General features: G+C 32.4%; 22 protein-coding genes and 1 tRNA gene. 20 read left to right on the top strand and 3 right to left on the bottom strand.

The window, feature by feature from the left end; all coding sequences use genetic code 11:
* The first annotated feature begins 2 nt into the window (after window positions 1-2).
* Together ACIQ2J_RS11515 and ACIQ2J_RS11510 are read left to right on the top strand one after the other, a co-directional pair.
* Window positions 3-1,226 carry an alginate lyase family protein gene (locus tag ACIQ2J_RS11515; RefSeq protein WP_396169895.1) on the top strand — a complete coding sequence of 408 codons (1,224 nt, stop codon included), beginning with the start codon at window positions 3-5 and terminating at the stop codon, window positions 1,224-1,226.
* Window positions 1,227-1,246: 20 nt separating this feature from the next.
* The gene (locus ACIQ2J_RS11510) at window positions 1,247-2,590 is read left to right on the top strand and encodes a sulfatase-like hydrolase/transferase (RefSeq protein ID WP_396169893.1); all 1,344 of its coding nucleotides are present in this window, start codon (window positions 1,247-1,249) and stop codon (window positions 2,588-2,590) included.
* Window positions 2,591-2,794: 204 nt separating this feature from the next.
* Here the strand turns inward: ACIQ2J_RS11510 and ACIQ2J_RS11505 are convergent, their stop codons facing one another.
* Window positions 2,795-3,946 (bottom strand): helix-turn-helix domain-containing protein, encoded by a 1,152-nt coding sequence (locus ACIQ2J_RS11505; RefSeq protein WP_396169891.1) that lies wholly within the window; start codon window positions 3,944-3,946, stop codon window positions 2,795-2,797.
* Between the two features lie 426 nt (window positions 3,947-4,372).
* Between ACIQ2J_RS11505 and ACIQ2J_RS11500 the strand changes: the two genes are divergently transcribed.
* The 8 genes from ACIQ2J_RS11500 to ACIQ2J_RS11465 all read left to right on the top strand — a co-directional run bounded on the left by ACIQ2J_RS11500 (window position 4,373) and on the right by ACIQ2J_RS11465 (window position 13,484).
* Complete coding sequence (locus tag ACIQ2J_RS11500; RefSeq protein WP_396169889.1) at window positions 4,373-4,546, top strand: hypothetical protein; 174 nt, start codon at window positions 4,373-4,375, stop codon at window positions 4,544-4,546.
* A gap of 87 nt (window positions 4,547-4,633) precedes the next feature.
* Window positions 4,634-4,888 carry a hypothetical protein gene (locus ACIQ2J_RS11495; RefSeq protein WP_396169887.1) on the top strand — a complete coding sequence of 85 codons (255 nt, stop codon included), beginning with the start codon at window positions 4,634-4,636 and terminating at the stop codon, window positions 4,886-4,888.
* Window positions 4,885-5,148 carry a helix-turn-helix transcriptional regulator gene (locus ACIQ2J_RS11490; RefSeq protein ID WP_396169884.1) on the top strand — a complete coding sequence of 88 codons (264 nt, stop codon included), beginning with the start codon at window positions 4,885-4,887 and terminating at the stop codon, window positions 5,146-5,148. The genes ACIQ2J_RS11495 and ACIQ2J_RS11490 overlap by 4 nt, the downstream gene beginning before the upstream one ends.
* A gap of 402 nt (window positions 5,149-5,550) precedes the next feature.
* A complete protein-coding gene (locus ACIQ2J_RS11485) occupies window positions 5,551-8,814 on the top strand; it encodes a SusC/RagA family TonB-linked outer membrane protein (RefSeq protein WP_396169882.1) in 3,264 nt (1,087 codons plus the stop codon).
* A 10-nt stretch (window positions 8,815-8,824) separates the two neighbouring features.
* Window positions 8,825-10,585 carry a RagB/SusD family nutrient uptake outer membrane protein gene (locus ACIQ2J_RS11480; protein ID WP_396169880.1) on the top strand — a complete coding sequence of 587 codons (1,761 nt, stop codon included), beginning with the start codon at window positions 8,825-8,827 and terminating at the stop codon, window positions 10,583-10,585.
* Between the two features lie 82 nt (window positions 10,586-10,667).
* On the top strand, window positions 10,668-11,507 hold the full coding sequence (gene kduI / locus ACIQ2J_RS11475; protein ID WP_396169876.1) for a 5-dehydro-4-deoxy-D-glucuronate isomerase: 840 nt from the start codon (window positions 10,668-10,670) through the stop codon (window positions 11,505-11,507).
* A gap of 2 nt (window positions 11,508-11,509) precedes the next feature.
* Window positions 11,510-12,304: a gluconate 5-dehydrogenase gene (locus tag ACIQ2J_RS11470; RefSeq protein ID WP_396169874.1), complete on the top strand. Its 795-nt coding sequence runs from the start codon at window positions 11,510-11,512 to the stop codon at window positions 12,302-12,304.
* A 1-nt stretch (window position 12,305) separates the two neighbouring features.
* A complete protein-coding gene (locus ACIQ2J_RS11465) occupies window positions 12,306-13,484 on the top strand; it encodes a DUF4861 family protein (RefSeq protein WP_396169872.1) in 1,179 nt (392 codons plus the stop codon).
* An 84-nt stretch (window positions 13,485-13,568) separates the two neighbouring features.
* Here the strand turns inward: ACIQ2J_RS11465 and ACIQ2J_RS11460 are convergent, their stop codons facing one another.
* Window positions 13,569-14,126 (bottom strand): hypothetical protein, encoded by a 558-nt coding sequence (locus tag ACIQ2J_RS11460; protein WP_396169869.1) that lies wholly within the window; start codon window positions 14,124-14,126, stop codon window positions 13,569-13,571.
* A gap of 465 nt (window positions 14,127-14,591) precedes the next feature.
* Here ACIQ2J_RS11460 and ACIQ2J_RS11455 point away from each other — a divergent pair, with 465 nt between their 5' ends.
* From ACIQ2J_RS11455 to ACIQ2J_RS11445, 3 genes are all read left to right on the top strand, one after another.
* Entirely contained in the window at window positions 14,592-14,771 is a 180-nt protein-coding gene (locus ACIQ2J_RS11455; protein ID WP_396169867.1) for a hypothetical protein, read from the top strand.
* On the top strand, window positions 14,772-14,948 hold the full coding sequence (locus ACIQ2J_RS11450; RefSeq protein ID WP_396169866.1) for a hypothetical protein: 177 nt from the start codon (window positions 14,772-14,774) through the stop codon (window positions 14,946-14,948).
* 99 nt (window positions 14,949-15,047) lie between these two features.
* Window positions 15,048-16,628, top strand: coding sequence for an NADP-dependent glyceraldehyde-3-phosphate dehydrogenase (locus ACIQ2J_RS11445; protein ID WP_396169941.1), 1,581 nt, complete (start codon window positions 15,048-15,050; stop codon window positions 16,626-16,628).
* A 36-nt stretch (window positions 16,629-16,664) separates the two neighbouring features.
* Here ACIQ2J_RS11445 and ACIQ2J_RS11440 read toward each other — a convergent pair whose 3' ends face one another.
* Entirely contained in the window at window positions 16,665-17,768 is a 1,104-nt protein-coding gene (locus ACIQ2J_RS11440; RefSeq protein WP_396169864.1) for a bifunctional methionine sulfoxide reductase B/A protein, read from the bottom strand.
* A 163-nt stretch (window positions 17,769-17,931) separates the two neighbouring features.
* Between ACIQ2J_RS11440 and idi the strand changes: the two genes are divergently transcribed.
* The 7 genes from idi to ACIQ2J_RS11405 all read left to right on the top strand — a co-directional run bounded on the left by idi (window position 17,932) and on the right by ACIQ2J_RS11405 (window position 25,166).
* On the top strand, window positions 17,932-18,459 hold the full coding sequence (gene idi, locus ACIQ2J_RS11435) for an isopentenyl-diphosphate Delta-isomerase (RefSeq protein ID WP_396169862.1): 528 nt from the start codon (window positions 17,932-17,934) through the stop codon (window positions 18,457-18,459).
* A gap of 74 nt (window positions 18,460-18,533) precedes the next feature.
* Entirely contained in the window at window positions 18,534-18,944 is a 411-nt protein-coding gene (locus ACIQ2J_RS11430; RefSeq protein ID WP_396169860.1) for a 6-pyruvoyl trahydropterin synthase family protein, read from the top strand.
* 1 nt (window position 18,945) lies between these two features.
* Complete coding sequence (locus ACIQ2J_RS11425) at window positions 18,946-19,395, top strand: peroxiredoxin (RefSeq protein ID WP_396169858.1); 450 nt, start codon at window positions 18,946-18,948, stop codon at window positions 19,393-19,395.
* Between the two features lie 159 nt (window positions 19,396-19,554).
* Window positions 19,555-20,517 carry a type I phosphomannose isomerase catalytic subunit gene (locus tag ACIQ2J_RS11420; RefSeq protein ID WP_396169856.1) on the top strand — a complete coding sequence of 321 codons (963 nt, stop codon included), beginning with the start codon at window positions 19,555-19,557 and terminating at the stop codon, window positions 20,515-20,517.
* A gap of 56 nt (window positions 20,518-20,573) precedes the next feature.
* A complete protein-coding gene (locus ACIQ2J_RS11415; protein ID WP_396169854.1) occupies window positions 20,574-20,840 on the top strand; it encodes a hypothetical protein in 267 nt (88 codons plus the stop codon).
* Window positions 20,841-20,918: 78 nt separating this feature from the next.
* Window positions 20,919-20,992 (top strand) — tRNA-Thr (locus ACIQ2J_RS11410).
* Between the two features lie 187 nt (window positions 20,993-21,179).
* Window positions 21,180-25,166 carry a beta strand repeat-containing protein gene (locus tag ACIQ2J_RS11405; protein WP_396169852.1) on the top strand — a complete coding sequence of 1,329 codons (3,987 nt, stop codon included), beginning with the start codon at window positions 21,180-21,182 and terminating at the stop codon, window positions 25,164-25,166.
* Window positions 25,167-25,303 lie beyond the last annotated feature (137 nt).

The raw sequence follows: 25,303 nt of genomic DNA, 5'->3' as shown, positions 1-25,303 counted from the left end.
AAATGGTAAATCCAAAAATAGTTATTTCATTTCTCTTTATTTTTTCATGTGTTTGTAGTTTACAAGCGCAAAAAAATTCTGAAAAAGATACTAATTTTCCAAAAACATTTGCAATAGACGGACAGGTTTTGCGAAAAAATTTGGAACTAATTACAGCCAACGATCCAGATAAAGTGAATGCTTTAAACTCACTGATTAAAAGAGCGGATAAATTAGTTTTAGAAGCGAAAACTTTTTCAGTAATGGATAAAAAGCAAGTGCCTCCAAGTGGTGACAAACACGATTATATGAGTACAGGCCCTTATTGGTGGCCAGATCCATCTAAGCCAGACGGATTACCCTATATAAAAAAAGACGGACAAAGAAATCCAACTTATTACGATATTTCCGATTCCCAAGAAATTGATAAAGTGGAAGATAGTGCCTTGATATTGGCCTTAGCCTATTATTTTACAAAAGAAAACAAATATGCCGATTTTACAGCTAAATTATTGAAAACTTGGTTTTTGGATGCAGAAACAAAACAAAATCCGCATTTAAATTTTGGTCAAGGAATACCCGGATTAAATTTCGGGCGCGGAACAGGAATTATTGAAACACGAGATTTGTTTAGAGTTGGTGATGCCGCAATATTAATTCAAAACACCCCCAATTGGAATACTAAAGACCATGAAGAGTTAAAGAAATGGTTTTCCGAATATTTAACTTGGATGCTTGAAAGCCCAATTGGCAAGGATGAAGCCGATTCTAACAACAACCACGGTACCTTTTATAGTGAGCAAGTTATTGCGTTTGCACTATTTACAAATAGATTAGATGTTGCCGCTAGTGAAATTGAAGTTTTTAAAAATAGAATGGAAAGCCAATTAAAGCCGGACGGAAGTCAGCCGTTTGAGCTAGCAAGAACAAAGTCATGGAATTATGTTAATATGAATTTGTATGGCTATTTTTTAGTTGCAAAATTGGCAGAAAATAGTAATGTATCCCTTTGGAATCAGCAAATAAGTGAAGGGAAAAACATGAAAAATGCCTTAGATTGGATTGTCCCTTATTTGAAAAATGAAAAAAAATGGGAATACGAGCAAATTCAGAAAATTGGTTATGGCGAAACCATAAAAATTTTAAAATTGGCTGCCAAAAAATATTCCAATCCCGAATATGAAAATTTAGCAAAAACTATTGATATAAAAACTTACAATTCGGAAATTATACAACTAACGTATTAATTTTTTTCAAAACCCCAACTATGAAAAACTTAAAAAAACTACACTTTTTAATAGCATTTTTATGCGTTGTAAATTTGTCTGCCCAAAATAAAAAGGAAACTAAAATTTCCAAAAAACCTAACATTATTTACATTCTTGCCGACGATTTAGGAATTGGAGACGTAAGTTGTTATGGTTCGGATAGCAATAAAACTCCTATTATTGACCAACTTGCCAAAGGCGGAATACGATTCAACCATAGTTATACTGCGCCATTGTGCGGACCCTCAAGAGCAATGATTTTAACAGGGCGTTATGCTTTTAGAACGGGTGCTGTAAATCAAGACATGGTTAGTACTATAAAACCTGAAGATGAAGTTTTAATTCCATCGGTTTTAAAAACGGCTGGATACGTAACTTCCTTAACCGGAAAATGGAGTCAGTTTTCCTTAACACCTGGAGATTTTGGATTTGATGATTATATAACCTTTCAAGGAAGTGGTGATTATTGGAGTACCGAAAAAAAGAAATCGGAAAATTATATTGAAAACGGAGTAAATAAAAAGTTGGATAGCCTAACCTATATGCCCGATTTGATGCACAACCACTTGGTTAATTTTATAACTACAAATAAAGATAAACCATTCTTTCTGTATTATTCAATGGTGCATGTTCATGCTGTAATTCAACGCACTCCGGATAGTAAACCAGGTAGTGATTTATATGCAGACAACACTGCTTATATGGATAAATTAGTAGGTAAATTATTAAAAACCCTTGACGATTTAAAGTTACGAGAGAATACACTTATTGTTTTTATGGGCGATAATGGAACTGCAAGTCAATATGCATCTCGAAGTACTATTGGTGGCAAAGCACTTTCAGGAAAAAAAGGAACTATGCTTGAATGTGGTAGTTTAGTTCCTACAATTGCAAATTGGCCTGGAGTTATTGATGCAAATAAAGTGAGTGATATTTTAATAGATTCTAGTGATCTATTGCCAACCTTTGCAGATGTAGCTGGAGCAAAATTGCCAACTAAAAAAAGTGTAGATGGTCGTAGTTTTTTACCGCAATTAATGGGAAAGAAAGGAAATCCCAGAGAATGGATTTTTACCGAACTAGGAAATAAATGGTACGTTCGGGAAGCCAATTGGAAATTAAATCGCGAAGGTGAATTATTTGATATGAGCAATGCACCATTTGAAGAAAAATTAGTTATGGATTATGCTTCCAATAAAGAAGCAAGTGAAGCACATGCTCGACTTCAAAAAGTGTTACAAGAATTAAGCCCCGAAAAAGGAATTTTAGATAATGCAGGAGGAAGTGGAAGACATGCTAGTAATGTAAACAAGAAGAAAGATAAAGTAAAAGAGGAGGAATAATTTTTAATCCTTTTTAGTGAAGTGAATTAAACTTATATGGTAAAAAAAAGGGATGAATTGATTGTGTACTAAACACAATCAATTCATCCCTTACGGTAATAATAATATAGTAAAAGCGAATTGTTCGTTACCATTAGCAAAAGTGGTTTTTTGGCAACAGAACCTTTATTAGAAATAGTAAATGCGGTATTTTCAAGCTAAAAATTAAAACCGCTTCACATACTCCTGCGTCGTTACTCCCATAATACTTTTAAATGCGTTATAAAAAGTAATGTAAGAAGAGAATCCAACTTTTTCAGCCAATGACTCCACTGTTTTATCGTAAAGAAAACCTTCCTCTAATAAATTGGTAGCATCATGAATGCGCACGATTTTTTTATAATCCGAAAAACTTTCATTGCAATGAAATCGAAAGATAAAACTAACATTACTTACAGGGATTTTTATTTCTGCTGCGATATCTTCAAGTCCAAGTTTAGGATTTCTAAAAATAGTGCTATGAAAAGATAATTCTTCAATTTCATGAATATACTTGGTAAGCTTAGATGCTATTTTTTCTGCAATTTTTATGTCCTTTTCATTTGTTATGGATTTTAATGGTCCATCAATTTTCCAAACGCTTTTAAGTACCACTTTTTCAGTTGTTTCATCGATGGACTTATTAAGAAAATTAAATCCATAAAGAATTTCCGGTGTAAGCAAAATTTTTATAAATATTATATTCCATAACAATCCTGTAATCCAAATGAGATGAAAATCGAAATCAAAAGATTTTTTAAAAAAAAAGATTATATAACGATTAGTTACAAGTAAAAGGAAGCTAGTGAATAAAAAAATAATCCATTTTTTAATCAAAATATTTTGATTTTGAATAACTTTAATTTCACTTTTTCTTTTCCAAACATGTTTTTTAATTAGTTGAAAACAAAAAAACAAATACATACAGCTTATCAAAATACTGGAATAAATAAATATTTTTTTTATAATGTGTACATTTTCAGGAGAAACGAAATTACTTATGGAAAAAGTGAAAATTAAAAATATAGGGGGTATAAAATGAACCAGTTTAACCGTTTTAAATTTATTTTTACAAATAATATTTTCAAAATAGAGATAAAAGCAGGGTAAAAGAGAAATAGCTAATACATCTATTAATTTGGAGAACCAGTTTAAATTCAAATTTGGATTGGCTAATAAGATGGCATATGCTAAAAATCTAACTGCTTGAAAACCAATTAAGATTAACATGTAATTATTTATCAATGACTTGTCTTTAAGTAAGCTTTTGTCATAAATTGTAGCAAAACATATAAATCCAAGTGTGGCAGTAATGAATAGAATTACAATTTGTAACATTGGGGGGGTAATAATATAGTTAAGTAAATGTAGTTAATAAATGTATCTTAATTGTAATTAATATTTTACATCAAAATTAATTAATATTTAACATCATGACGAAACAATAATCTTTCAAAAGCGTGTAAATATCTTTCAAAAACTTAAAAAAAGGTCTTTATTAGCAAATCCAAAAACTTAATTTTTATCAAAAATTTATTTATTTATTAAAATTAACATCCAGATCAATCCATTCGCTTTTTGTTTTATTTTGGCCAATTTTGCTACGAAAAAATGCGAACTATAAATAACTTTCTTTCAATACTTAAAATATATCTTTCAAATTGGTCTATTTAATTTTAGGCTATTGGATTTAAGTTTTTAATTAAATTTATTTGTCATTTATTTTAAACTCTTTATTAATTAACAAAATACAAACTTTCATTTATGATTAAATTTTCAAATTTCAATTTGCACAGCAACCTTATTTTTGTGCTGTTAGTATTTTGTTTTGGCGATGTAAATTCGCCCAAGGTATCCGATGCGCAATCTAAACTAGAAAATTCCTTTAAATGGTTTGTAGATGACCAAGTAAAAGTTTCAGGAACCATTCTTTTGTAGTGGTTAAAATAGCAACAAACACAACAATATTAATGCTTAATAATTTTTGCGCAATTATTAATTTAAAATAGCATCTCAATTTAGTTTATGAAAAAAATAGTTAACAATGAACTTGAAGAATTTAATTCTTCTGTAGATCTAATTAATGTAAGAAAATTGTATAAAGACAAATTTGATGTTATTGAAGTCTTTATACGAAAATATGGATATGGATTGGCTTTGACGGATATTTCAAATTTAGATTTAAAAAACAAACAAATAATTGAAGAGAACGAATCGTTACTTAAAAAAATCAATCGAAAAATATATTTTGATAAAATCAAATTTGAAGATATTAAGTGATAAATGAAATTGGCCTATCCCAATTTCTTAAAACTAAAATTACATATTTTAAAATAAAAGAAATTAGAGAAAATCATATCATTACTAATGAATACATTGCTGTACAAGTGGATTTGAGCATTAAAAAATATACCGAGATAGAAAAAGGAAATGTAGATTTAAAAATATCCAAACTAAAACAAATTGTAGATGTATTAAATGTTCGAATTTGTGATTTTTTTGAATTTCTTATTAATCGAAATACCCATTTTCACAAGTAGCCATTCTTGGGAAAAAAAGCTATAAATCTTAATAATAATTCTAATTTTTCCTCCATTCAAAATAGTAAAAATGTCTTCAGTTTAATAAAACAAAAAAGAATTCTTCGGAGTTCTTTTTTTTTGGGGTTAAACAGGATTTAAGTATTTGGATTTATAATAAATACGGCTTAAACGTATTAATCACAGTATATTACGAAATTATTTAATTGAAATTAATTTGTAAATTTAATGGCATACTTTAATTATTAATGGGTAATTGTACAATTTTTACCCTATTAACGGATTTTGCCTTTCTGAATATACTATATTTTTACACCTAGATTAATTATTTCATTACTTTTAACATAATTTGTTTAAGTATTGTAATGGCATTAACCACAAAACCAAATCAATTATTAAATTATGAAAAAAACAGTACTGTTGGTTCTATTAATTTTCTCATCAATTATTAATGCTCAAACCGACAAATTAAAAATTACTGGAACTGTAACCGATCCGCAAGGAAAGGCAATTCCTGGTGTAACGGTAACTTTTGAAGAGACTAATACAACTACAGATCTAGATGGAACGTATTCTATTTCTGTTAAAAATTCCAAATCTATTTTGCGATTTACTTACATTGGGTATGCTGCACAAATTGTAGTTGTTGGAAAAAATAAAGTAATCAACATTACTTTAGCCGAATCCAAAACCGAATTAGACGATGTGGTTGTTATTGGATATGGAACTCAGAAAAAATCAAATGTAACGGGTTCTATCTCAAAATATACTAATGATAAACTGGATGAAGTGCCTGTTTCTAGACTAGATCAAGCATTACAGGGTAAAATTGCTGGGGTACAAATTCAAAATATTTCCTCTGAAGCTGGAGCAGATACTAAAATAACAATTCGTGGAATTAGCTCCATTAATGCAGGAGCAGATCCGTTAGTGGTTGTAGATGGTCAGCCAATTCCAGATGGTTTAGCTTCTATTAATATGGCCGATGTAGCGTCTGTTGAGGTATTGAAAGATGCTGCTTCTGCTGCTATTTATGGTTCTAGAGGTGCAAGTGGAGTAATTTTAATTACCACTAAAAGTGGTAAAACCGATAAAACCAAATTTACTTTTAAAGTTACTACCGGAGTAAAAAGTGATTATAAAAGATATGATCTTCTTTCTACTTCCGAATACACGCAACTTTTATTTAAAGAACAGGCTATTAGAAATGCCGATCCTGCAATTCAAGCAGAAGGAATATCAAACCCAAATGCTTTAAATATTTACTATCAAGGAAGTGGTGCTAAAGTAAATAATTTAATTGCTGCTTACATTGTGGAGCAAACTATGCTGGGAGGAAAAGGTTATAACTACCAAGATGAAGTTTTGCGAAAAGCAAATTTTAAAAATATTCAATTAAGCGCAACAGGTGGAACTAAAAGTATGAAATATTTTGTTTCTGGAGGATATCAAGGTGAAGAAGGAATCATGTTAAAAAGTAATTTCAACAAATTGAATTTCCGAACTAAATTGGATATCGATTTAAGTAAAAGAGTAAAATTAAGCGTTAATTTAAATCCATCTTTTCAAAGTAAAGAATCTCCTTCCGAGAACTTAACTAATTTTTGGAGATATCCAACTTGGTTGCCAGCCAATCATAATAGTCTAACCGCAGCATTTGTTAACCAAAATAACCAATGGGCTGGTATTCAGCCTGGTGATTTTGCGCAACCAAGACATTTCCTAAACTTAAATTATTATCCAACTTACCCTGATGGATCACAGCTACTAATGCCAGACGGAAATCCGTATTGGTTAATAGGAGGAACTGCTCAAAATACTTCTGTGTTAGGTGGAAATCCATTTAATTCTTCTCAAAATAATCCAATGTCTTCCCTAATGATGCACGACATTAATGCGCGCTCTTATGGATTGCAAAGTGGAGCTACTTTAAGTATAAATTTAGCGCCTGGTTTAGATTTTAAAACGATGGCTACTTTATATATGAAATACGATACTAAAAAGGATTGGACCGATAAAAATGCTGATGCCGATGGTATGTTAAGTAGAGGTGTTTATTCGTATAATTCTTATGTAGATTTATTGTCTGAAAATACTTTAACCTACAAAAAAGAATTTGACAACCATTCCTTAGACTTATTAGCCGGATATACAGCACAAAAAACGGTTAGTGAGACCAGTCAAACAGCAGGTTTAGGTTATCCAAACGACGATATAAACACATTAAATAATGCTCTTTACATCGATAAATCAGCAACTTATGGTTCCAATAATCAAATAGGGTTGTTGTCCTATTTAGGAAGGGTTAACTATGCATATAAAAGCAAATATTTACTATCTGCTAGTTATCGTGCCGATGGAAGTTCTTATTTTGGTCCTGGTCGTAAATGGGGATCTTTTCCTGCAGCTTCTATAGGATGGGCTGCTAAAAAAGAGTCATTTTTGAGTAATGTAGATTGGTTGAGTAAGTTAACTTTCAGAACCAGTTATGGGGTTTCGGGTAATAATCGTATCTTAAATTATGGTTTTCAAAATTTACTACACAATGCCGATTATTCTTTTGGTCCTAGTAATGGAACCCAAACTTCTGGTCAAGCTCAAACTTCTACGATTACCTCTAATAGAGATATAACTTGGGAAAGTACTTACCAAACTAATTTTGGTGTAGATTTATCTATTTTCAAAAATCGGATAAATCTTACAATTGATGCATATAGATCCAAGACGGATAAATTATTGTTACAACAAGCATCAATGGCTTTCTCTGGAGTCCCATTGGCATGGAATAACATAGGAAGTCTTAATAATAGAGGTTTTGAAATTGAATTATCTTCTTCTAATATAAAAACTAATTCTTTTAAATGGACTACTTCAGCCAATATTTCGCATACGGAAAACAAAATCAGAGAGTTAGGAAACGAAGCCTATTTGCAAAATTATGGTGAAAGAAATGAAATTTACAAAAGTATTGTAGGTGGTCCACTAATTCAATTTTTTGGATACCAAACCGATGGTGTTTGGATTTCTCAAGCCGAAATCAATGCTTCCGGACTAACTTCTAATCTTCCTTCTGCATTACGTCCTGGAGGTTTAAAATTGGTGGATGTTAATGGAGATGGTGTTTTAGATACTAACGATAGAACAATAATTGGAAATCCTTATCCTGATTTTACCTGGGGTTTAACCAATACATTCACCTACAAAGCGTTTGATTTTAGCTTTACCTGGCAAGGAGTACAAGGTGGAGATGTAATTAACGGGGATTCTAACTATAGTGAAACTAGATCAAGAAACTTAAATTACATGGCTAATCGTTGGTTAAGTCCTGCTAATCCTGGAGATGGAAGAACTCCTTATGAAGATATCGGATTCAACTGGATGCTTACAGATTATGTTGTAGAAGATGCTTCCTATTTTTCTCTTAGAGACATAAGTCTAGGATATAAACTACCAGAAAAATTCGCAAAACAAATTGGATTATCTTCTTTAAGATTGTATGCCACTGCCCAAAATGTATATTTTCATTTTGCAAATAGTTATAGAGGTGTAAATCCAGAAGGACGTTCTACTTCAGGACCATATTCATCTGCTCTTATTGGAGGATACCAAAGAGGAAGTTTCCCGATGAGCAAAACATTTGCATTTGGAGTTGATATTAATTTTTAATCTATAAACAATGAAAAATTTATTAAAATATTTAAGTGTTACAGTTTTATTTTTAAACTACGGATGTACCGACATAATTGATTTAAATTCGGAATCCAATATAAGTGTAGAAAATTTTTATGCCAATTATTCAGATTTAAAAGTTGGTTTAACTAGTTGTTATAAAGGAATGCAAGCACCATTGTCAGAAGAATGGGCTATGACAGAACTTCGAAGTGACAATACAATAATGGATTCTGGAACCAGCACCTCGACAGTAAAACATGATTTAAGTTTTTTAGATCAGTTTTATCCACCAACTACCCACCAAGGAGTTTACAATTATTGGTTAAAAACTTATAATAATATCCGAAATACCAATATTATTATGAATGCTTCGGGGGCTAATTATAATGGGGCTAATGGAACTATAGAATATGCTCCAGTTTCTATTCCTGTTACTTTAAGTCAGTGTAAAAGCATTGCTGCTGAAGCATCTTTTATTAGAGCCTATCATTATTTTAATTTAGTACGCTTATATGGAGGGGTTTTCTTAATTCACGAACCAATTACACCCGATGAAGCGAAAACTTTTAATAGAACAACTGTAGATGCTATTTATAAATTAATTGAAGCCGATTTAAAAAATGCTATTGCCAATGGAGATAGTCCTATTTATTCTGCAAATTCTACTGATTTGGGACATGCCAATGTATATGCTGCCAAAGCTTTATTGGCTAAAGTTTATTTAACTTTAAACAGAAAACCAGAAGCTTCTATATTATTACAAGATGTAATTAATAGCAATCAATATGCTCTGCAATCTTCGTATGCTAATGTGTTTTCAGTAAACAACGAAATGAATTCAGAAATTCTTTTTGCTATCCGTTTTAAAGGTGGAGGCTTAGGAATGGGTAATCCATTACCAAATAATTTTGCGCCATCCAATAGTGGAAATGCAGTTATTAACGGCGACGGAGATGGATTAAATTCTCCAACATCAGAATTACTTAATCTTTTTGCTAGCTCTGCAATTGTTACCGATAAAAGAAGAGTTGCTAATATTGGAGAATACGCAGCCTTTCCAGGGAAAACAATTCAACCAACTACCAATTCAAAAGATTTATTCTTAGAAAGTGTAACTAACATTAAACTAGGACAGTTTGTAAGTGGTTTAGGTATAACAGGAAGTACAAATAAAGTAAAAGCTATTGATGTTGCTGCTAAAAAAGTTACTTTATCTTCTAATGTAACAGTTGCTAATAATACGGTTCTTAGTTTTTTTAATTCTGTTTATCCAAATAAATACATGTCCCCAACATTAATAGCATACGACGCTGAAAACGATTGGCCAGTACTACGTTATTCGGATGTGTTACTTATGAAAGCAGAAGCAGATGGAAAAGACAATCCTACAACATTATCAAATATTAATTTAGTGCATCAAAGAGCAGGTTTACCAGCGTTGATTTCTTCATCAATAGATACATCTGATAAATTTGAAAAAGTATTATCCCTTGAAAGAAGATTAGAATTTGCATTTGAAAACCAACGTTGGTTTGATTTGTTAAGATTTAATGTAACATTTCAAAATGTTGGAAATAAAGCGGAAGCTATTATGGATACTCATTTTGCAAGTACTTATTCGGTTTATCAAGGATTTAGTGTTTTACCTATTTCGTTGGCGCAACTTCAGGCAAATGCAAATCCGGATCGTTTCTTATTGCCAATTCCACAATATGAAATTGATACCAATTCGTTTATAACTATACAACAAAATCCAAGTTATTAATAAGCATATTAAAAACAGTGTATAATTTTTATACGCTGTTTTTTTTAAATTTGAAAAATAAAAATAATATAAAATACAAATAATGTCTGCATCCTACCAAACACGATATGCTTCTAGTCCGCAAGCCGTAAAACAATACGATACCGATCAGTTAAGAGCCGAATTTTTAATTGATAATTTAATGGAAATAGGAAAAGTAAATCTTACCTATTCCCACTACGATCGATATATTGCGGGTTCTGCAGTGCCTTTACAACCACTTTCTTTAGAAACTATTGATCCTTTAAAATCTTCCTATTTTCTAGAAAGAAGAGAATTAGGAATAATAAACGTTGGCGGAACAGGAACAGTAGTTGCCGATGGAATTTCTTATGAATTGGGTTTCAAAGACTCTCTTTACCTAGGATGTGGAAATAAAGAAGTGGTCTTTCACAGTGATGATGCTTCTAATCCTGCAATGTTCTATTTGAATTCTGCTCCAGCACATACCAATTATCCTAATAAAAAAGTGGGTCTTGCTGAAGCAAATAAATTGCAATTAGGCGCAATGGAAACGGCTAACCATCGAACGGTTAACCAAATGATTATTGGCGGTATTGTAACTACTTGCCAATTGCAAATGGGAATGACCGAATTAAAAACCGGAAGCGTCTGGAACACCATGCCAGCCCACGTTCACGATAGAAGAATGGAAGTTTATTTTTATTTAGATATTCCAGAAAACCAAGCAGTGTGCCATTTTATGGGACAACCTCAAGAAACAAGACATATTTGGATGAACAACCACCAAGCAGTTATTTCACCACCTTGGTCGATACACTCAGGTGCAGGAACTTCCAATTATACTTTTATTTGGGGAATGGCTGGTGAAAATCTAGATTATGGCGATATGGATGTTTGTAAAATAACCGATTTAAGATAATTATGGGAATTTCATTATTTGATTTAACTGGAAAAATTGCTCTAGTTACGGGTAGCACGCATGGTTTAGGAATGGCAATGGCTAAGGGTCTCGGCAGAGCAGGAGCAACTATTATTGTAAACGGAAATTCCTCTCAACCTAAAATTGACGATGCCGTTTTGGAATTTAAAAAAGAAGGAATTCAGGCTTTTGGATATAAATTTAATGTTGCTGATGAAAGTGAAGTCATTGCAGCAATTGCCAAAATGGAAAGCGAAGTTGGTACTATAGATATCCTAATTAACAATGCGGGAATCATTAAAAGAATTCCGTTAATTGAAATGGAAGTTTCTGAATTTAAAGAAGTTATTGATATTGATTTAGTGAGTCCTTTTATTGTTTCTAAGCACGTTGCCAAAGGAATGATTGCTCGGCAAGAAGGTAAAATAATCAACATTTGCTCGATGATGAGCGAATTAGGGCGAAATAGCGTAGGTGCTTATGCTGCAGCAAAAGGGGGTCTTAAAATGCTTACCAAAAATATGGCTACCGAATGGGGAAAACACAACGTTCAAGTAAACGGAATTGGCCCTGGCTATTTTGCTACGGAACAAACGGCTCCAATTAGAATAGACGGGCATCCGTTTAACGATTTTATTATCAACAGAACTCCTGCTGCCAAATGGGGAAATCCAGACGATTTATCGGGTGCGGCAATATTTCTTTCTTCCAAAGCTAGTGATTTTGTTAACGGACATATTTTATATGTTGATGGTGGAATTTTGGCAACCATTGGAAAACCTTCAAATGAAATTTAAAATGATAAGCACAAAAATACTAGTAGTTCTTCTATTTTTCTGTGGATTACTCTCGTATTCTCAAAAGTCAAAAATCATTGAAATTACCAATCCATTAAATAGGGATAGAGAATTTGAAACAGTAGAATTATCTATAAGTAAATTGGATTTAGAATCTTCGGATGTATTAGAAAATTATCGAATTAGAGAAGTTGGAACCACCGAATTTTTAATTTCCCAATGTGTGGATGAAAACGGAGATGGAATTAACGACCTGTTACTTTTTCAACCAAAAATTAAAGCATCGGCTACTAATAAATACGAATTGGTATTGAATACCGATGCTACAACTAAAGATCCTATTGTTTATTGTTATTCCAGATTTGTTCCTGAAAGAACCGATGATTATGCTTGGGAAAACAATAAAGTTGCTTTTAGAACTTACGGTCCGGTGGCTCAAAAAATGGTTGAAGACAAGGTTAAAGGTGGCACCTTAACTAGCGGAATTGACGCTTGGTTAAAAAGAGTAGAATATCCAGTTATCAATAAATGGTACGAAAAATATACTAACGGAACCGGAACGTATCACAAAGATACTGGTGAAGGTTTAGATAATTTTCACGTTGGAGCTAGTCGCGGAATTGGTGGTGTAGCAGTTAAAGTAGATTCTACGTATTACTATTCTAAAAATTTTACTACCTGGAAAACCATAACTACAGGACCTATTAGAACGAGTTTTGTTTTAACCTACGCCGATTGGGATGCTGCAGGAAATAAAATTACCGAAGTAAAACATATCAGTTTAGATTATGGAAGTTTTTTATCCAAATTTGAAATTGATGTTACGGGTGCCAAAGAACTCTCAACCGGAATTACATTACATAATAATGATGGAACAACCGAAGGCAATTTGAAAGCGGGTTGGATCGATTATTGGCAACCAATCGACGATTCTGAAATTGGAACTGGAATTGTTTTTCCTAAAAAAACCAAGGTAAGTTTTGAAAAATATTTGAATCCAAATAAGGAATTATGCAATTTATATGCTTCATTAAAAGTGAAAAATAATAAAGTGGTTTATTACACTGGTTTCGGATGGAAAAAACAAGGCGAATTTACTACTAAAGAAGCATGGGAAAACTATTTAAGTAACTATGCTACTAAAATTAATAATCCATTAACTGTAAAGATTAAAGAATAATACTACAAACCTCATTCCACTACATTAACGATAACGCCCTCAATAATTTGAGGGTGTTTTTTGTAGGTATTGATTTAGAATAATTTATTTTTCAATATTGTCATACAAATTATGTGTTTTTAAAATTAAAACACCAAATACTACTGCAGTTACAATTAGTATGATATTTAATATTCCTTCTGTACCAAAGGATAATTTTATTAAGATGGTTGAAATAATAAATCCTGAATTACGGATAACACTACTAAATTTATCCGAATGTTTAAGAGAAAATAACAATAATAAAACATCAACAAGGATTAGTATCGTAAAAAAATCATCAAAAAATATTTTATTAATATCTTTCATTTCGGTAACAATTTTACTTACAGAAAAGTAACTCTCATACAACCAGTGACCAAGACTGTATAGTGATAAAATTAAAAAAACAGGAACTAAACATGTAGCAATGGTTTTTTTTAATGTAATAAATTTTAAAACTTCTATTTTCACAGCTTCCCCTTTGTTAGTAGAGCCTATATTCACTAATTTGTAAAAAACAAAAATTAGAAAAAACAAAATAAGTATCGCTAACAAATCACCAGTAAATAAAATATCATTCTTGATTGAAAACCAATTGGAGGAAAATTCTAATTTGGACAAGTCTTTAAAAATCCTTCTAATCACAATTAACGAAATTATCTCATATTGTTTTCCAATATAGATGGAAGTTGATTTAGGTAAATAATACAATAAAAGATATACCTCATAAATTAGTATAAATGAAAAGGGTGTATAAATGGCAGATATAGGGTTGCTTAATAATTTAGAATGATCATTTAATGTTAGGATATTGAGGTTGACCAAACCTATTAATAACAAGTGTAAAAGAAAACTAATTATTGCAATATAAATTATTACAGCTTCACTTTTTTCTTTTACCTTTTCAGATAAAAAAAAGTTATAAAAAGTGTCTAATAGGTTATTTGATTTTGACAAGTTATTTTGTTTAACAAAAATTTAAAATAAATAAACAGTTTGTGTATTTAATTTTGTAAATTTACAAAAAATAGTTGTTTATCAAATGATTACCACTATTAATTTACTAATCAATTTTAAATTTTATTTATGTTTAATAAATTCAAAAAATCAGAACTTTTTATTTTAATCGTTGTCATCACCCTAATTTTCATTTCTGAATACATATATTTAGTTGAAGAAAATTTTGAAAAGGCTGTATTTATTGGTCTTTGGCCACCAACAATTGTTGGATTACTAATTTTCTTTAACTTAAAACTAAAAAAATAAATGAAAAATTTAGATATACTAATATTTACAGGAATTGTAGTAATATGTTTCATAAGCTTTTTTATTTCAACCTTCAGAGCTTTTGAAGGTGTTGCTACAAAAGGAGATTACCAATCAAAAAAAAGAGGTGTAATTTCAAGACTCTTAGCTTACTTTGAGAGTTTAGTTACGGATTAATTTATTATTTTCAACTTTTAACTTGATTTATACTGTTTGATTTTTGATGGTTTATTATCAAAAAAAATTTCGGTGTAAATTTTCAAAAAAATAATCATGATAAACACAATACCAGACGAATATAAAATCACCAATTTACTTCACCAAAACACTTATTTAGTTAATGGCGAATTGAAAAAATGGACCAAAGAAACAACAGAGGTTTTTTCAACCATATCTTCCACTGCAGATTATGCGCCAACGCTTTTAGGAAGTATTCCTACAATGGGTAAACCCGAAGCCGTTGAGGTTACCAAAGCCGCTTTTGATGCTTATGATAACGGACAAGGTTTATGGCCAACAATGAAAGTGATTGACCGTATTAAATGCATGCAAAATTTTGTCACACAAATGAAAACTACTCGAAGCGAAGTAGTAAAATTCTTGATGTGGGAAATTGGAAAATCATTATCCGATTCTGAAAAAGAGTTTGATAGAACAGTGGATTATATTAATGACACTATTGAAGACTATAAAGAATTAGACCGATCCAATTCCAAATTCACCAAAAGTCAAGGCGTAAATGCTATGGTTCGACGAGGGCCACTTGGAGTAGTCTTATGTCTCGGACCTTATAATTATCCATTAAACGAAACTTTTTCCTTACTGATTCCTGCAATTATTATGGGAAATACAGTTATTTTTAAACCTGCAAAACACGGTGTTTTACTAATTTCTCCTTTGCTTGAAGCATTTAGAAGTAGTTTCCCAAAAGGAGTAATTAATATTGTTTACGGTAGGGGTAGAGATGTTGCTTCCCCAATAATGAAATCCGGAAAAGTTGCGGTATTGGCATTAATAGGAAACAGTAAATCGGCTATTGCTTTACAAGACCAGCATCCAAATAAAAATAGATTGCGTTTAATCTTAGGTTTAGAGGCAAAAAATCCTGCTATTATTTTACCTGATGCCGATTTGGATTTGGCTATTCAAGAATGTGTTGCAGGTTCTTTATCTTTTAATGGGCAACGCTGTACGGCATTAAAAATTTTATACGTGCATGAATCCATTGCGGACGAATTCAACAAACGATTTTCCGAAAAAGTAGATGCTTTACCTTTTGGAAATCCATGGGAAAACGGAGTGTTATTGACTCCATTGCCAGAAAAAGAAAAGCCTGCTTATATTCAGGAATTAATTGATGATGCTAAAGCTAAAGGCGCAAAAATTTTAAATAAAAAAGGAGGACAACATTCGGAAAATTATATATTTCCTGCTGTTTTGTTTCCAATAAATAAAGAAATGCGCGTATATCATGAAGAACAATTTGGACCAGTAGTTCCAATACTAACCTTTAAAGACATTCAAGAACCTTTAAATGATATGGCCGAATCTAATTATGGTCAGCAAGTAAGTTTGTTTGGAAAAGATATAAAAACCCTTGCGCCACTTATTGATACTTTAGTGAATTTAGTATGTCGTGTAAATTTAAATAGTTCTTGCCAGCGAGGTCCCGATGTATATCCGTTTACAGGAAGAAATGATTCGGCTGTAGGTACCTTAAGTATTCATGATGCGCTACGATCCTTTTCCATTAGGACCTTTGTCGCTTCTAAAGATAATGCTTACAATAATGAAATCTTACAAGAATTATTAAACAGCAAAGAATCTAATTTTATCACTACCGATTATATTTTATAAAAAAAAGTCTCCGTTATCGGAGACTTTTTAGTTTTATTATTTTTTCAATCGGTCTTTAAAGATCTTCTCAAATTTTTCTATTTTTGGTTGAATTACCATTTGACAATAGGGTTTGTCTTTGTTGTTTTCGTAATAATTTTGATGGTACTCTTCGGCTTTATAGAATTTTTTGAACGGTTCTAGTGTTGTTACAATTTTGCTAGCATATACTTTTGAAGCATTTAATTCATCTATAATACTTTGTGCTGCAATTTTTTGTTCTTCATTTTTATAGAAAATTGCGGAACGGTATTGTGTTCCAACATCACCCCCTTGTCGGTTCAATGTTGTAGGATCATGAACGGTAAAAAATACTTTGAAAATTTCATCCAAATTGGTAATCGATTTGTCATAGGTAATTTCAACTACTTCAGCAGCTCCAGTTCTTCCGGTACAAACTTCCTCATAACTAGGGTTTTCTACGGTTCCACCAGCAAATCCAGAAGAAACACTTTTTACGCCTTGTAAATTTTCATAAACAGCTTCTACACACCAATAACAACCGCCACCTAAAACAATAGTTTCAAGATTTCCTTGGGATTTATTAAGTATTGCGCTATCCGGAACAAAATCCAACGAAATAGCGTTCATACAATATCTTTTGCCAGTTGGTTCCGGACCATCATCAAATAAATGTCCTAAATGACTGTCACATCTTCCACAAAGGGCTTCCGTTCTTTTCATTCCAAATGAATTATCGTCTTTGAATGTTATGCTTTCCTTATTTTCTTGTTCAAAAAAACTTGGCCAACCACAACTGCTTGTGAATTTTTGATTGGATTTGAATAATCTATTGCCACAAGTAGCACAATAATAAGTTCCTTTGGTTTCCGAATTCCACATGGTTCCCGTGAAGGCTCTTTCGGTATCCGCTTCTCGAGCCACAGCATACAAATCGGGTGAAAGGACTTTCTTCCAATCGGCATCCGATACATTTAATTTTGTAGTATCCGTATTGGAATAATAAGGATTCTCAGGTTTATTAATTACATTTTCCATAGTAGAAGATTTTGTCGTTAATTCAGTTTTTTTATTCGATTGTCCACAGGCATTTAATACAAATAACGGAAGGAGAAACCAATAGTTAAAGATTTTTTTCATCGCAACAAATTTTGAATTGAATACAAATCTACAACAGGAATGCACTACAAAACACAATTTTGTTTTCCAAAAAGCCATCTTTAAGGAAAGTTTAACGGTTGTTGATTTAATTAAATCAACGTACCAATTCTTTTTTTGTATTTTTGACCAACTTATAATGGGTATGAAAGAAGAACAAGTAATATTAGTCAACGAACAAGACGAGCCTATTGGCTTAATGAACAAACTTGAAGCGCATGAAAAAGCAGTTTTGCATCGTGCCTTTTCTGTTTTTGTATTAAATGATAAAAATGAAGTCATGCTTCAACAGCGGGCACATCATAAATACCATTCCCCATTGTTGTGGACCAACACCTGTTGCAGCCACCAACGTGCTGGTGAAACCAATCTCCAAGCTGGAAAACGTAGGCTGTTTGAAGAAATGGGTTTTGAAACCGAATTAAAAGAGTTATTTCACTTTATATATAAAGCACCTTTTGATAACGGATTAACAGAACACGAACTCGACCATGTGATGATTGGCTATTCTAACGGAGAACCTAACATTAATGAGGAAGAAGTAGAAAGTTGGAAATGGATGACCATAGAAGCAATCAAAGAAGATATGATTCAAAATCCAGCTATTTACACCATTTGGTTTAAAATAATTTTTGACGAATTTTACCATTATTTAGAAGATCATAAAATATAAAATTTAGGATTTAATACTTATCATTAAAGATAATTCAATTCCTAAATACTTTAATCTCAATTCCTAAATCAAACATGAAAGTAACCGTATCTAGAAAAGCACATTTTAACGCAGCCCACCGATTGTATCGAAAAGACTGGTCTATGGAACAAAACGATGCTATTTTTGGTAAATGCAACAACCCCAATTTTCACGGACATAATTACGAGTTAATCGTTTCGGTTACTGGTGAAATTGATCCAGAAACAGGTTTTGTTGTCGATGTTAAAATACTTTCCGATTTAATTAAAGAGCATATTGAAAATGCTTTTGACCATAAAAATTTGAATTTAGACGTTCCCGATTTTGCTAATTTGAACCCAACTGCCGAAAATATCGCGGTTGTAATTTGGAATAAACTTCGAAAATTTATTGATATCAATAAAGAATTGGAAGTTGTTTTGTATGAAACCCCTCGCAATTTTGTAACCTATAAAGGAAATTAAAATGGCACTAAAAGTAGGCGATACGCTTCCTAATTTCACAGCAAAAGACACTAACGGAACTGTTTTTGACAGTCAAAATTATATTGGTAAACAATCCCTTGTGATTTATTTTTACCCAAAAGACAATACGCCGGGTTGCACCGCAGAGGCTTGTAGTTTTAGAGATAATTATCAAGATTTCAAAGACTTAGGAGCCGAAGTTATAGGTATAAGCGCCGATTCGGTTACTTCCCATTTAAAATTCAAAAGCAAATTCAATCTGCCATTTATTTTGCTTTCCGATGCCGATAAAAAATTAAGAAAATTATTTGGCGTAGAAAATTCCCTTATTTTCCTTCCAGGTCGCGAAACTTTTGTAGCCGATAAAAATGGCGTTATCCTTATGATTTTTAATAGTATGTCTAGCAAAATACATATTGAAAAAGCCCTTCAAATTCTTAAAAAAGCATAATTTTATTTTTTAGAAGCGAAGCATTTTCTTACTTTTGTAAACCATTTTCCCGCTTTCTGTTCCAATCTGTCATTGCGAGCTTGCGAAGCAATCTCACAACGCCAGGATTTCCACTGCAATCGGGGCTAATTGACAAACATTTTGCTTATTTGTAAACTTATGAAACTATACCCATTACAATTCCAACCAATATTAAAAGACAGAATATGGGGCGGAACCAAATTAAAAACCTACTTAAACAAACCAATTACTTCTGAAATTACAGGAGAAAGTTGGGAAATTTCCACCGTTGAAAACGACGTTAGCCTTATCGCGAACGGAAGTTTAAAAGATAAATCGTTAAATGATATTATTAACGAGTCTCCAGAAGAAGTTTTAGGAACAAAAGTCTACCAACAATTTGGAAAGCAATTCCCGTTATTATTTAAATATCTAGATGCACGCGAAGATTTATCCATTCAAGTCCATCCAAATGATGCGTTGGCTAAAAAGCGCCATAATTCTTTTGGTAAAACCGAAATGTGGTTTGTGATGCAAGCCGATGCCGATGCAAGATTAATTGTAGGGTTTAAAGAAAAATCTTCTCCAGAGGAATATTTAAAAAGTTTAGAAAACAAAACCATCTTTTCTATATTAGATACCAAAGTGGTTCAAAAAGGCGATGTTTTCTTTCTTGAAACAGGTACCGTTCATGCTATTGGAGCCGGAACTGTAATTGCAGAAATCCAACAAACCTCCGATATTACTTATAGATTATACGATTTTGATAGGGTAGATGCCCAAGGAACTACTAGAGAACTACATGTTGATTTAGCCTTAGATGCCATTAATTATGATGTTGTAGATGCCGAAAAAAAGTATTCTAAAATGGTGAATACTTCCAATACAGTTGTGGATTGTAATTATTTCACCACTAATTTTATTCCGTTGGATGGTGCTATTTCAGTAACCAAAAACGGACAATCTTTCACAGTTTATATGTGCGTTGAAGGAAGTTTTTCTTTGATTTATCAAGAGGATGAATACCATTATAAAGTAGGAGATACTGTTTTACTTCCTGCAGTAATTGTGGAGTTTGAAATAAAAGGAAAAGCTTCTGTGTTAGAAATTTACATTTCTTAACCAATATTAGAAAGATTATATGTAATTTTGCATCCGAATTATTAAATAAAAGAAAAATGCCAAGTGTTAAAAATTTAAAGAAAGATATCAATTTCGTATTAGGAGATATTATTGAAGCAGTTTATATTCATGAAATGACAAGCGAAGGAAAGCCAACAGAGGCTACCAATGCTGTTATAGATGAAGCAATTACTTCATTTGATGCTTTAATCGTTAAGGTTAATGCTAAAAAAGTAGAAAATAAGAAAGCACATTTTAAACAAATCAATGCAGATTTAGAACAAACTGCTAATCAATTGATTGCTAAAATCAACGCTTTATAATTAAAAAATATTTGAAAAAAGTGTAAATTTATTTTGGAAAACTGAATTTCAATATTATATTTGCACCACTCAAGAGTTGCCAGCGTAGCTCAGTTGGCTAGAGCAGCTGATTTGTAATCAGCAGGTCGTGGGTTCGAGTCCCTCCGCCGGCTCTTAATTTTAAGAAACCGTTTCGTTTATTCGAAACGGTTTTTTTGTGGTTTAAATAGGATTGCTACATTGCTAAATAAAAAGTTAATGTATAACCATAGCATAACTTAAAAGAAATAGAGTCGTGTCATTTAATTTTATAAATTTGCGAATTATAAAAGTAAATTCCCAATTTCACACTAATAGTAAATGAATATAAAATTATCTTTTGGTATATTAAAATCTCTATTTTTAATAGGTATTCTATTTGCTTTTACTCCACTCTCTGCACAAACCACTATAGCATCCTGGACCTATGACTCCTTACTAGGTACAGCATCTAATCCAACACCTAATTTTGGAACCGGAACTTCATCTGTTGTTAACTTGTCGACGCCAACAACTGCTACTGGACTTTCTTCAGTAACTGGCTGCGGAAGCGGTAACTCAGGTTTTGCTTGGCAAAATCCTAGTTTTAATCCGGGAAGCGTTAACGAAGTTAATGGAGTTCAATTTAATGTTGGAACTTCGGGTTATAGTAATACAATTTTTACTTGGGATCAACGGTTTTCAAAAACATCACCTAATACGGTTCGATTGCAATATACTACTAACGGTACAACCTGGACTAACTTTACTATGACTAGTTCCAATACTACTATTTGTGCAGGTTCTATTAATGTAAATGGTTGTTATGAAACTAACACAGGAGATTCGTACAGAAGAGTACGAGTGGATTTTTCTGCCATACCAGCGGTTAACAATAATGCTAATTTTGCAATACGTTTGTTAGCATCTCAATACCAATCCACAGGGCAATACAGACAAAGTTCTACGCCAACCCTTGTTGCTAGTACTACCGGAACTTGGCGATTTGATAACGTAGCCTTTTTAGGAACCCCTGTAATAGCAGGTGCGGTACTATCTGGATCCGCAACTATTTGTCCATTAAGTTCGACCGATATTAATGTAACTATTACAGGAGGCGTTTCTCCGTATACGGTTATCTATTCGGATGGAACATCAAATTTTACTGTAAATAATTATATCTCTGGTGCCACTATTTCTGTTACTCCTATTTCCACTACAACCTATACACTAGTTTCTGTAAAAGACAATACCAATACAGTGATGAGTCCCTATTCAGGGTCAGCAATAGTTAACGTCAATGCAGGTGTCTCTCCAACTTTTTCTAGTTCGGCAGGAGCTACTTCTTGTGCTGGCTCTAGTAATGTTTATTCTACTCAGGCAGGTATGGATAATTATTCGTGGACTTTTTTAAAAGGTGCCACCATTGCAGTATTAGGTACCGATTATACTATAATAGCTGGATCCACTGCTACTGAAACAGTTACTATTCAGTGGTTGCTTTCTTCGGGTACCGCTACATTTCATGCTACTGTAACTTATGATTCTTGTTCAGGAACATCCGCAACAAGTTCGACTATTGTTACTGTGCCAAGTGTGACCTTTACCTCTCAGCCTGGTGCATCAGCCTGTATGAATTCTAACGTTACTTATGCTACACAAACAGGTCAAACCAATTATATATGGACAATTTCGGGTGTATTGGGTACTAATTATACTTTAGTTTCTGGAGGCACTTCTTCCGATAGTACTTTGGTAATAAAATGGTTGACAACCAATGGAACTGTAAGCGTAAATTATACTACTATTAGTGGATGTACTGCTGCTGCTTCGACAATTTCAACTGCAATAACAACTTTAAACGCATTGCCAACTATTACATTTATTGTGTCACCTGGTGCATCGGTATGTTCGTCAACTAATGTTATTTATACCACGCAATCGGGGAAGTCTAATTATGTTTGGGTCCTTACAGGAGTTTTAGGTGTAGATTATTCTATAATTTCAGGAGGAATTGGGACCACAAATAATACAGTAACTTTAAACTGGCTTACAGCTGGTTCCAAAGTAGTAACTGTTAATTACAATAATTCAAATGGTTGTGCTGCTTCCGTTTCGGCTTCTAGTACAACTTTAGTTAATCTTGGTCCATCCATAACGGTACAACCTTCAAGTGGAATTCAAACCACCTGTCAAGGAACTGCTTTTGCGCCATTGTCGGTTACTGCTTCGGGCACAAACCTAACTTACCAATGGTGGGTTAGAACATCCTATATAAATCCAGCAACTGGAGGTTCTCCAATTACTGGAGCTACAGCAGCTACTTATATACCTCAATTTACAGTTGCTAATTCCAGTTATTATTATGTAATAGTTTCTGTTTCGGGCTGTACGGCTATAAAAAGTATTTGCACAAATGCATACGTTGTAAATCCACCTTCTATTGGTGGTTCAATATCTGGAAGTGCCTCGGTGTGTAGCGGAACGAGTAGTGCTACGCTAACTTTAACGGGATATACAGGAGCCATTACCAAATGGCAATCTTCTTCAGTAATTGATTTTTCAAGCGGGGTAGTAGATATTGTAAATACTACTGCTACTTTAACAGCTACAAATTTAACAGCTAATACCTATTATAGAGCAGTTATAACTAATGGAATTTGTGCTCCTGCATATTCCTCAATTGCATCTGTAGTCTTTACAACAACAACTTGGAATGGTTCAACATGGGATACGGGCACTCCAGACAGCACTAAAAAAGCAATATTTGCCTTTAATTATAATTTACCTAACGATATTCAAGCTTGTTCCATGCAGGTAAATCCTAATGTTGTAGTTACAGTGCAGCCAAATCATATTTTCACTATTTCTAATGAAGTTATTGTGGATCAATCTACTTCTATTCCGGGTAGTTTAATTTTTGAAGATAGCGCTAGTTTAATTCAAACAAATCCCAATGTAATTAATACTACTCCTATATATTACAAAAGGAATAGTATGCCTATGAAAAAATACGATTATACCTATTGGTCTTCCCCAGTTTCTAGTCAGGTGCTTAATGTGTTTTCTCCTAACACTATGACGGATAAATTTTATAAATGGAATACAGCTATAAATAATTGGTCTAATGTTGCGGCCAATTCGGTAATGGATTCTGGTACCGGCTATATTGTTAGAGCTCCAGATGTTGCTCCTTTTAATGTAACGACAGGTGCTGTTTTTAACGGACAATTTTATGGTGTTCCAAATAATGGAAGCATAACTACTCCAATTAACTATACTGCTTCCAACGATTCTTATAATCTTATTGGAAATCCTTATCCAGGTGCTTTAGATGCCGATGCTTTTTTAAATTACAATAGTGGGGTAGTAGCAGGTACAATGTATTTTTGGACCCACAACACACCAATAACCAATTATTATTATTCGTATAATGATTATGCAAGTTATAATCTTACCGGCGGTATAGGTACTATTGCTCCAAGTAATCCGTGTAGTGGTTGCAATACTTCAGTGCCAAACGGAAAAGTAGGAGCAGGGCAATCGTTTTTTATTCAAGGTATAGCTAATGGATCAGCAACATTTATTAATCCAATGCGACTTGCAATTACGGATAATTCGCAATTTTTTAAAACCAACAATCCTTCTTCTGCTATAGAAGGTTCTAAAAGTAGAATTTGGTTGGATATTTATAATACTTCAGGATTATACAAACAAATAGTAATTGGTTATGTAGCAGGTGCAACTAATAATTATGACACAAGATATGATGGACCTATAATGGATGCGGGAAATCCAATTGCATTTTATTCTTTACTAAATGATAAAAAATTAGGAATTCAAGGTAGAGCACTTCCGTTTAATGTTAATGATGAAATTCCTCTTGGATATAAAACAACCGTTGCAGGAGATTTTGAAATTAAACTATCTAGTTTGGATGGCCTTTTTGACAACCAACAAGTGTATCTTAAAGATTCCAATAATAATGAATTGTTCAATTTAAAAAATGGTAATTACACTTTCTCAACTTCCGAAGGAACATTTGAAGATAGGTTTAAAATTCTTTTTGCAAATTCTGCTCTTTCTGCTTCAAATTTTTCTCCTACAGCAACTTCATTAGTCCTATATAAAACAGGAACTACGGTTGCTATAAAATCAGAAGGAACTAAAATGAGTACCGTTGAGGTATATGATATTCAAGGAAGATTGTTGAATGATTTTAAAAATTTGAATCTTTCGGAATTCCAATTTAATGCGCCTTATGAAAATCAAATTTTAGTAATTAAAATTATTACAGCAGACAATTCTTGTTTTTATAGAAAAATTTAAAATAAAAAAATGACTAGTCCTAAATAATCGATACAGATTATTAGACAAAAATAAATAAATTAAACAGCATCAAAAACTTTTTTGGTGCTGTTTTTAGTTTTATAGGTTTTCATTATTAGTTTGTTTTGCTGATGCAT

Source organism: Flavobacterium sp. (genome assembly GCF_044357305.1).
Taxonomy (GTDB): domain Bacteria; phylum Bacteroidota; class Bacteroidia; order Flavobacteriales; family Flavobacteriaceae; genus Flavobacterium.
The sequence above is the reverse complement of the archived record's forward strand: the minus strand, read 5'-3'. Positions and strand labels throughout refer to the sequence as shown.

Excerpts from the sequence above, each read along its gene's own strand:
- idi (WP_396169862.1), top strand. The coding sequence starts at position 17,932 with ATGAAAGAAGAACAAGTAATATTAGTCAACGAACAAGACGAGCCTATT.
- ACIQ2J_RS11440 (WP_396169864.1), bottom strand. The coding sequence starts at position 17,768 with ATGAAAAAAATCTTTAACTATTGGTTTCTCCTTCCGTTATTTGTATTA.
- ACIQ2J_RS11425 (WP_396169858.1), top strand. The coding sequence starts at position 18,946 with ATGGCACTAAAAGTAGGCGATACGCTTCCTAATTTCACAGCAAAAGAC.
- ACIQ2J_RS11515 (WP_396169895.1), top strand. The coding sequence starts at position 3 with ATGGTAAATCCAAAAATAGTTATTTCATTTCTCTTTATTTTTTCATGT.
- ACIQ2J_RS11470 (WP_396169874.1), top strand. The coding sequence starts at position 11,510 with ATGGGAATTTCATTATTTGATTTAACTGGAAAAATTGCTCTAGTTACG.
- ACIQ2J_RS11455 (WP_396169867.1), top strand. The coding sequence starts at position 14,592 with ATGTTTAATAAATTCAAAAAATCAGAACTTTTTATTTTAATCGTTGTC.
- ACIQ2J_RS11465 (WP_396169872.1), top strand. The coding sequence starts at position 12,306 with ATGATAAGCACAAAAATACTAGTAGTTCTTCTATTTTTCTGTGGATTA.
- ACIQ2J_RS11420 (WP_396169856.1), top strand. The coding sequence starts at position 19,555 with ATGAAACTATACCCATTACAATTCCAACCAATATTAAAAGACAGAATA.
- ACIQ2J_RS11485 (WP_396169882.1), top strand. The coding sequence starts at position 5,551 with ATGAAAAAAACAGTACTGTTGGTTCTATTAATTTTCTCATCAATTATT.
- ACIQ2J_RS11495 (WP_396169887.1), top strand. The coding sequence starts at position 4,634 with ATGAAAAAAATAGTTAACAATGAACTTGAAGAATTTAATTCTTCTGTA.
- ACIQ2J_RS11405 (WP_396169852.1), top strand. The coding sequence starts at position 21,180 with ATGAATATAAAATTATCTTTTGGTATATTAAAATCTCTATTTTTAATA.
- ACIQ2J_RS11510 (WP_396169893.1), top strand. The coding sequence starts at position 1,247 with ATGAAAAACTTAAAAAAACTACACTTTTTAATAGCATTTTTATGCGTT.
- ACIQ2J_RS11415 (WP_396169854.1), top strand. The coding sequence starts at position 20,574 with ATGCCAAGTGTTAAAAATTTAAAGAAAGATATCAATTTCGTATTAGGA.
- ACIQ2J_RS11505 (WP_396169891.1), bottom strand. The coding sequence starts at position 3,946 with ATGTTACAAATTGTAATTCTATTCATTACTGCCACACTTGGATTTATA.
- ACIQ2J_RS11500 (WP_396169889.1), top strand. The coding sequence starts at position 4,373 with ATGATTAAATTTTCAAATTTCAATTTGCACAGCAACCTTATTTTTGTG.
- ACIQ2J_RS11480 (WP_396169880.1), top strand. The coding sequence starts at position 8,825 with ATGAAAAATTTATTAAAATATTTAAGTGTTACAGTTTTATTTTTAAAC.
- ACIQ2J_RS11450 (WP_396169866.1), top strand. The coding sequence starts at position 14,772 with ATGAAAAATTTAGATATACTAATATTTACAGGAATTGTAGTAATATGT.
- kduI (WP_396169876.1), top strand. The coding sequence starts at position 10,668 with ATGTCTGCATCCTACCAAACACGATATGCTTCTAGTCCGCAAGCCGTA.
- ACIQ2J_RS11430 (WP_396169860.1), top strand. The coding sequence starts at position 18,534 with ATGAAAGTAACCGTATCTAGAAAAGCACATTTTAACGCAGCCCACCGA.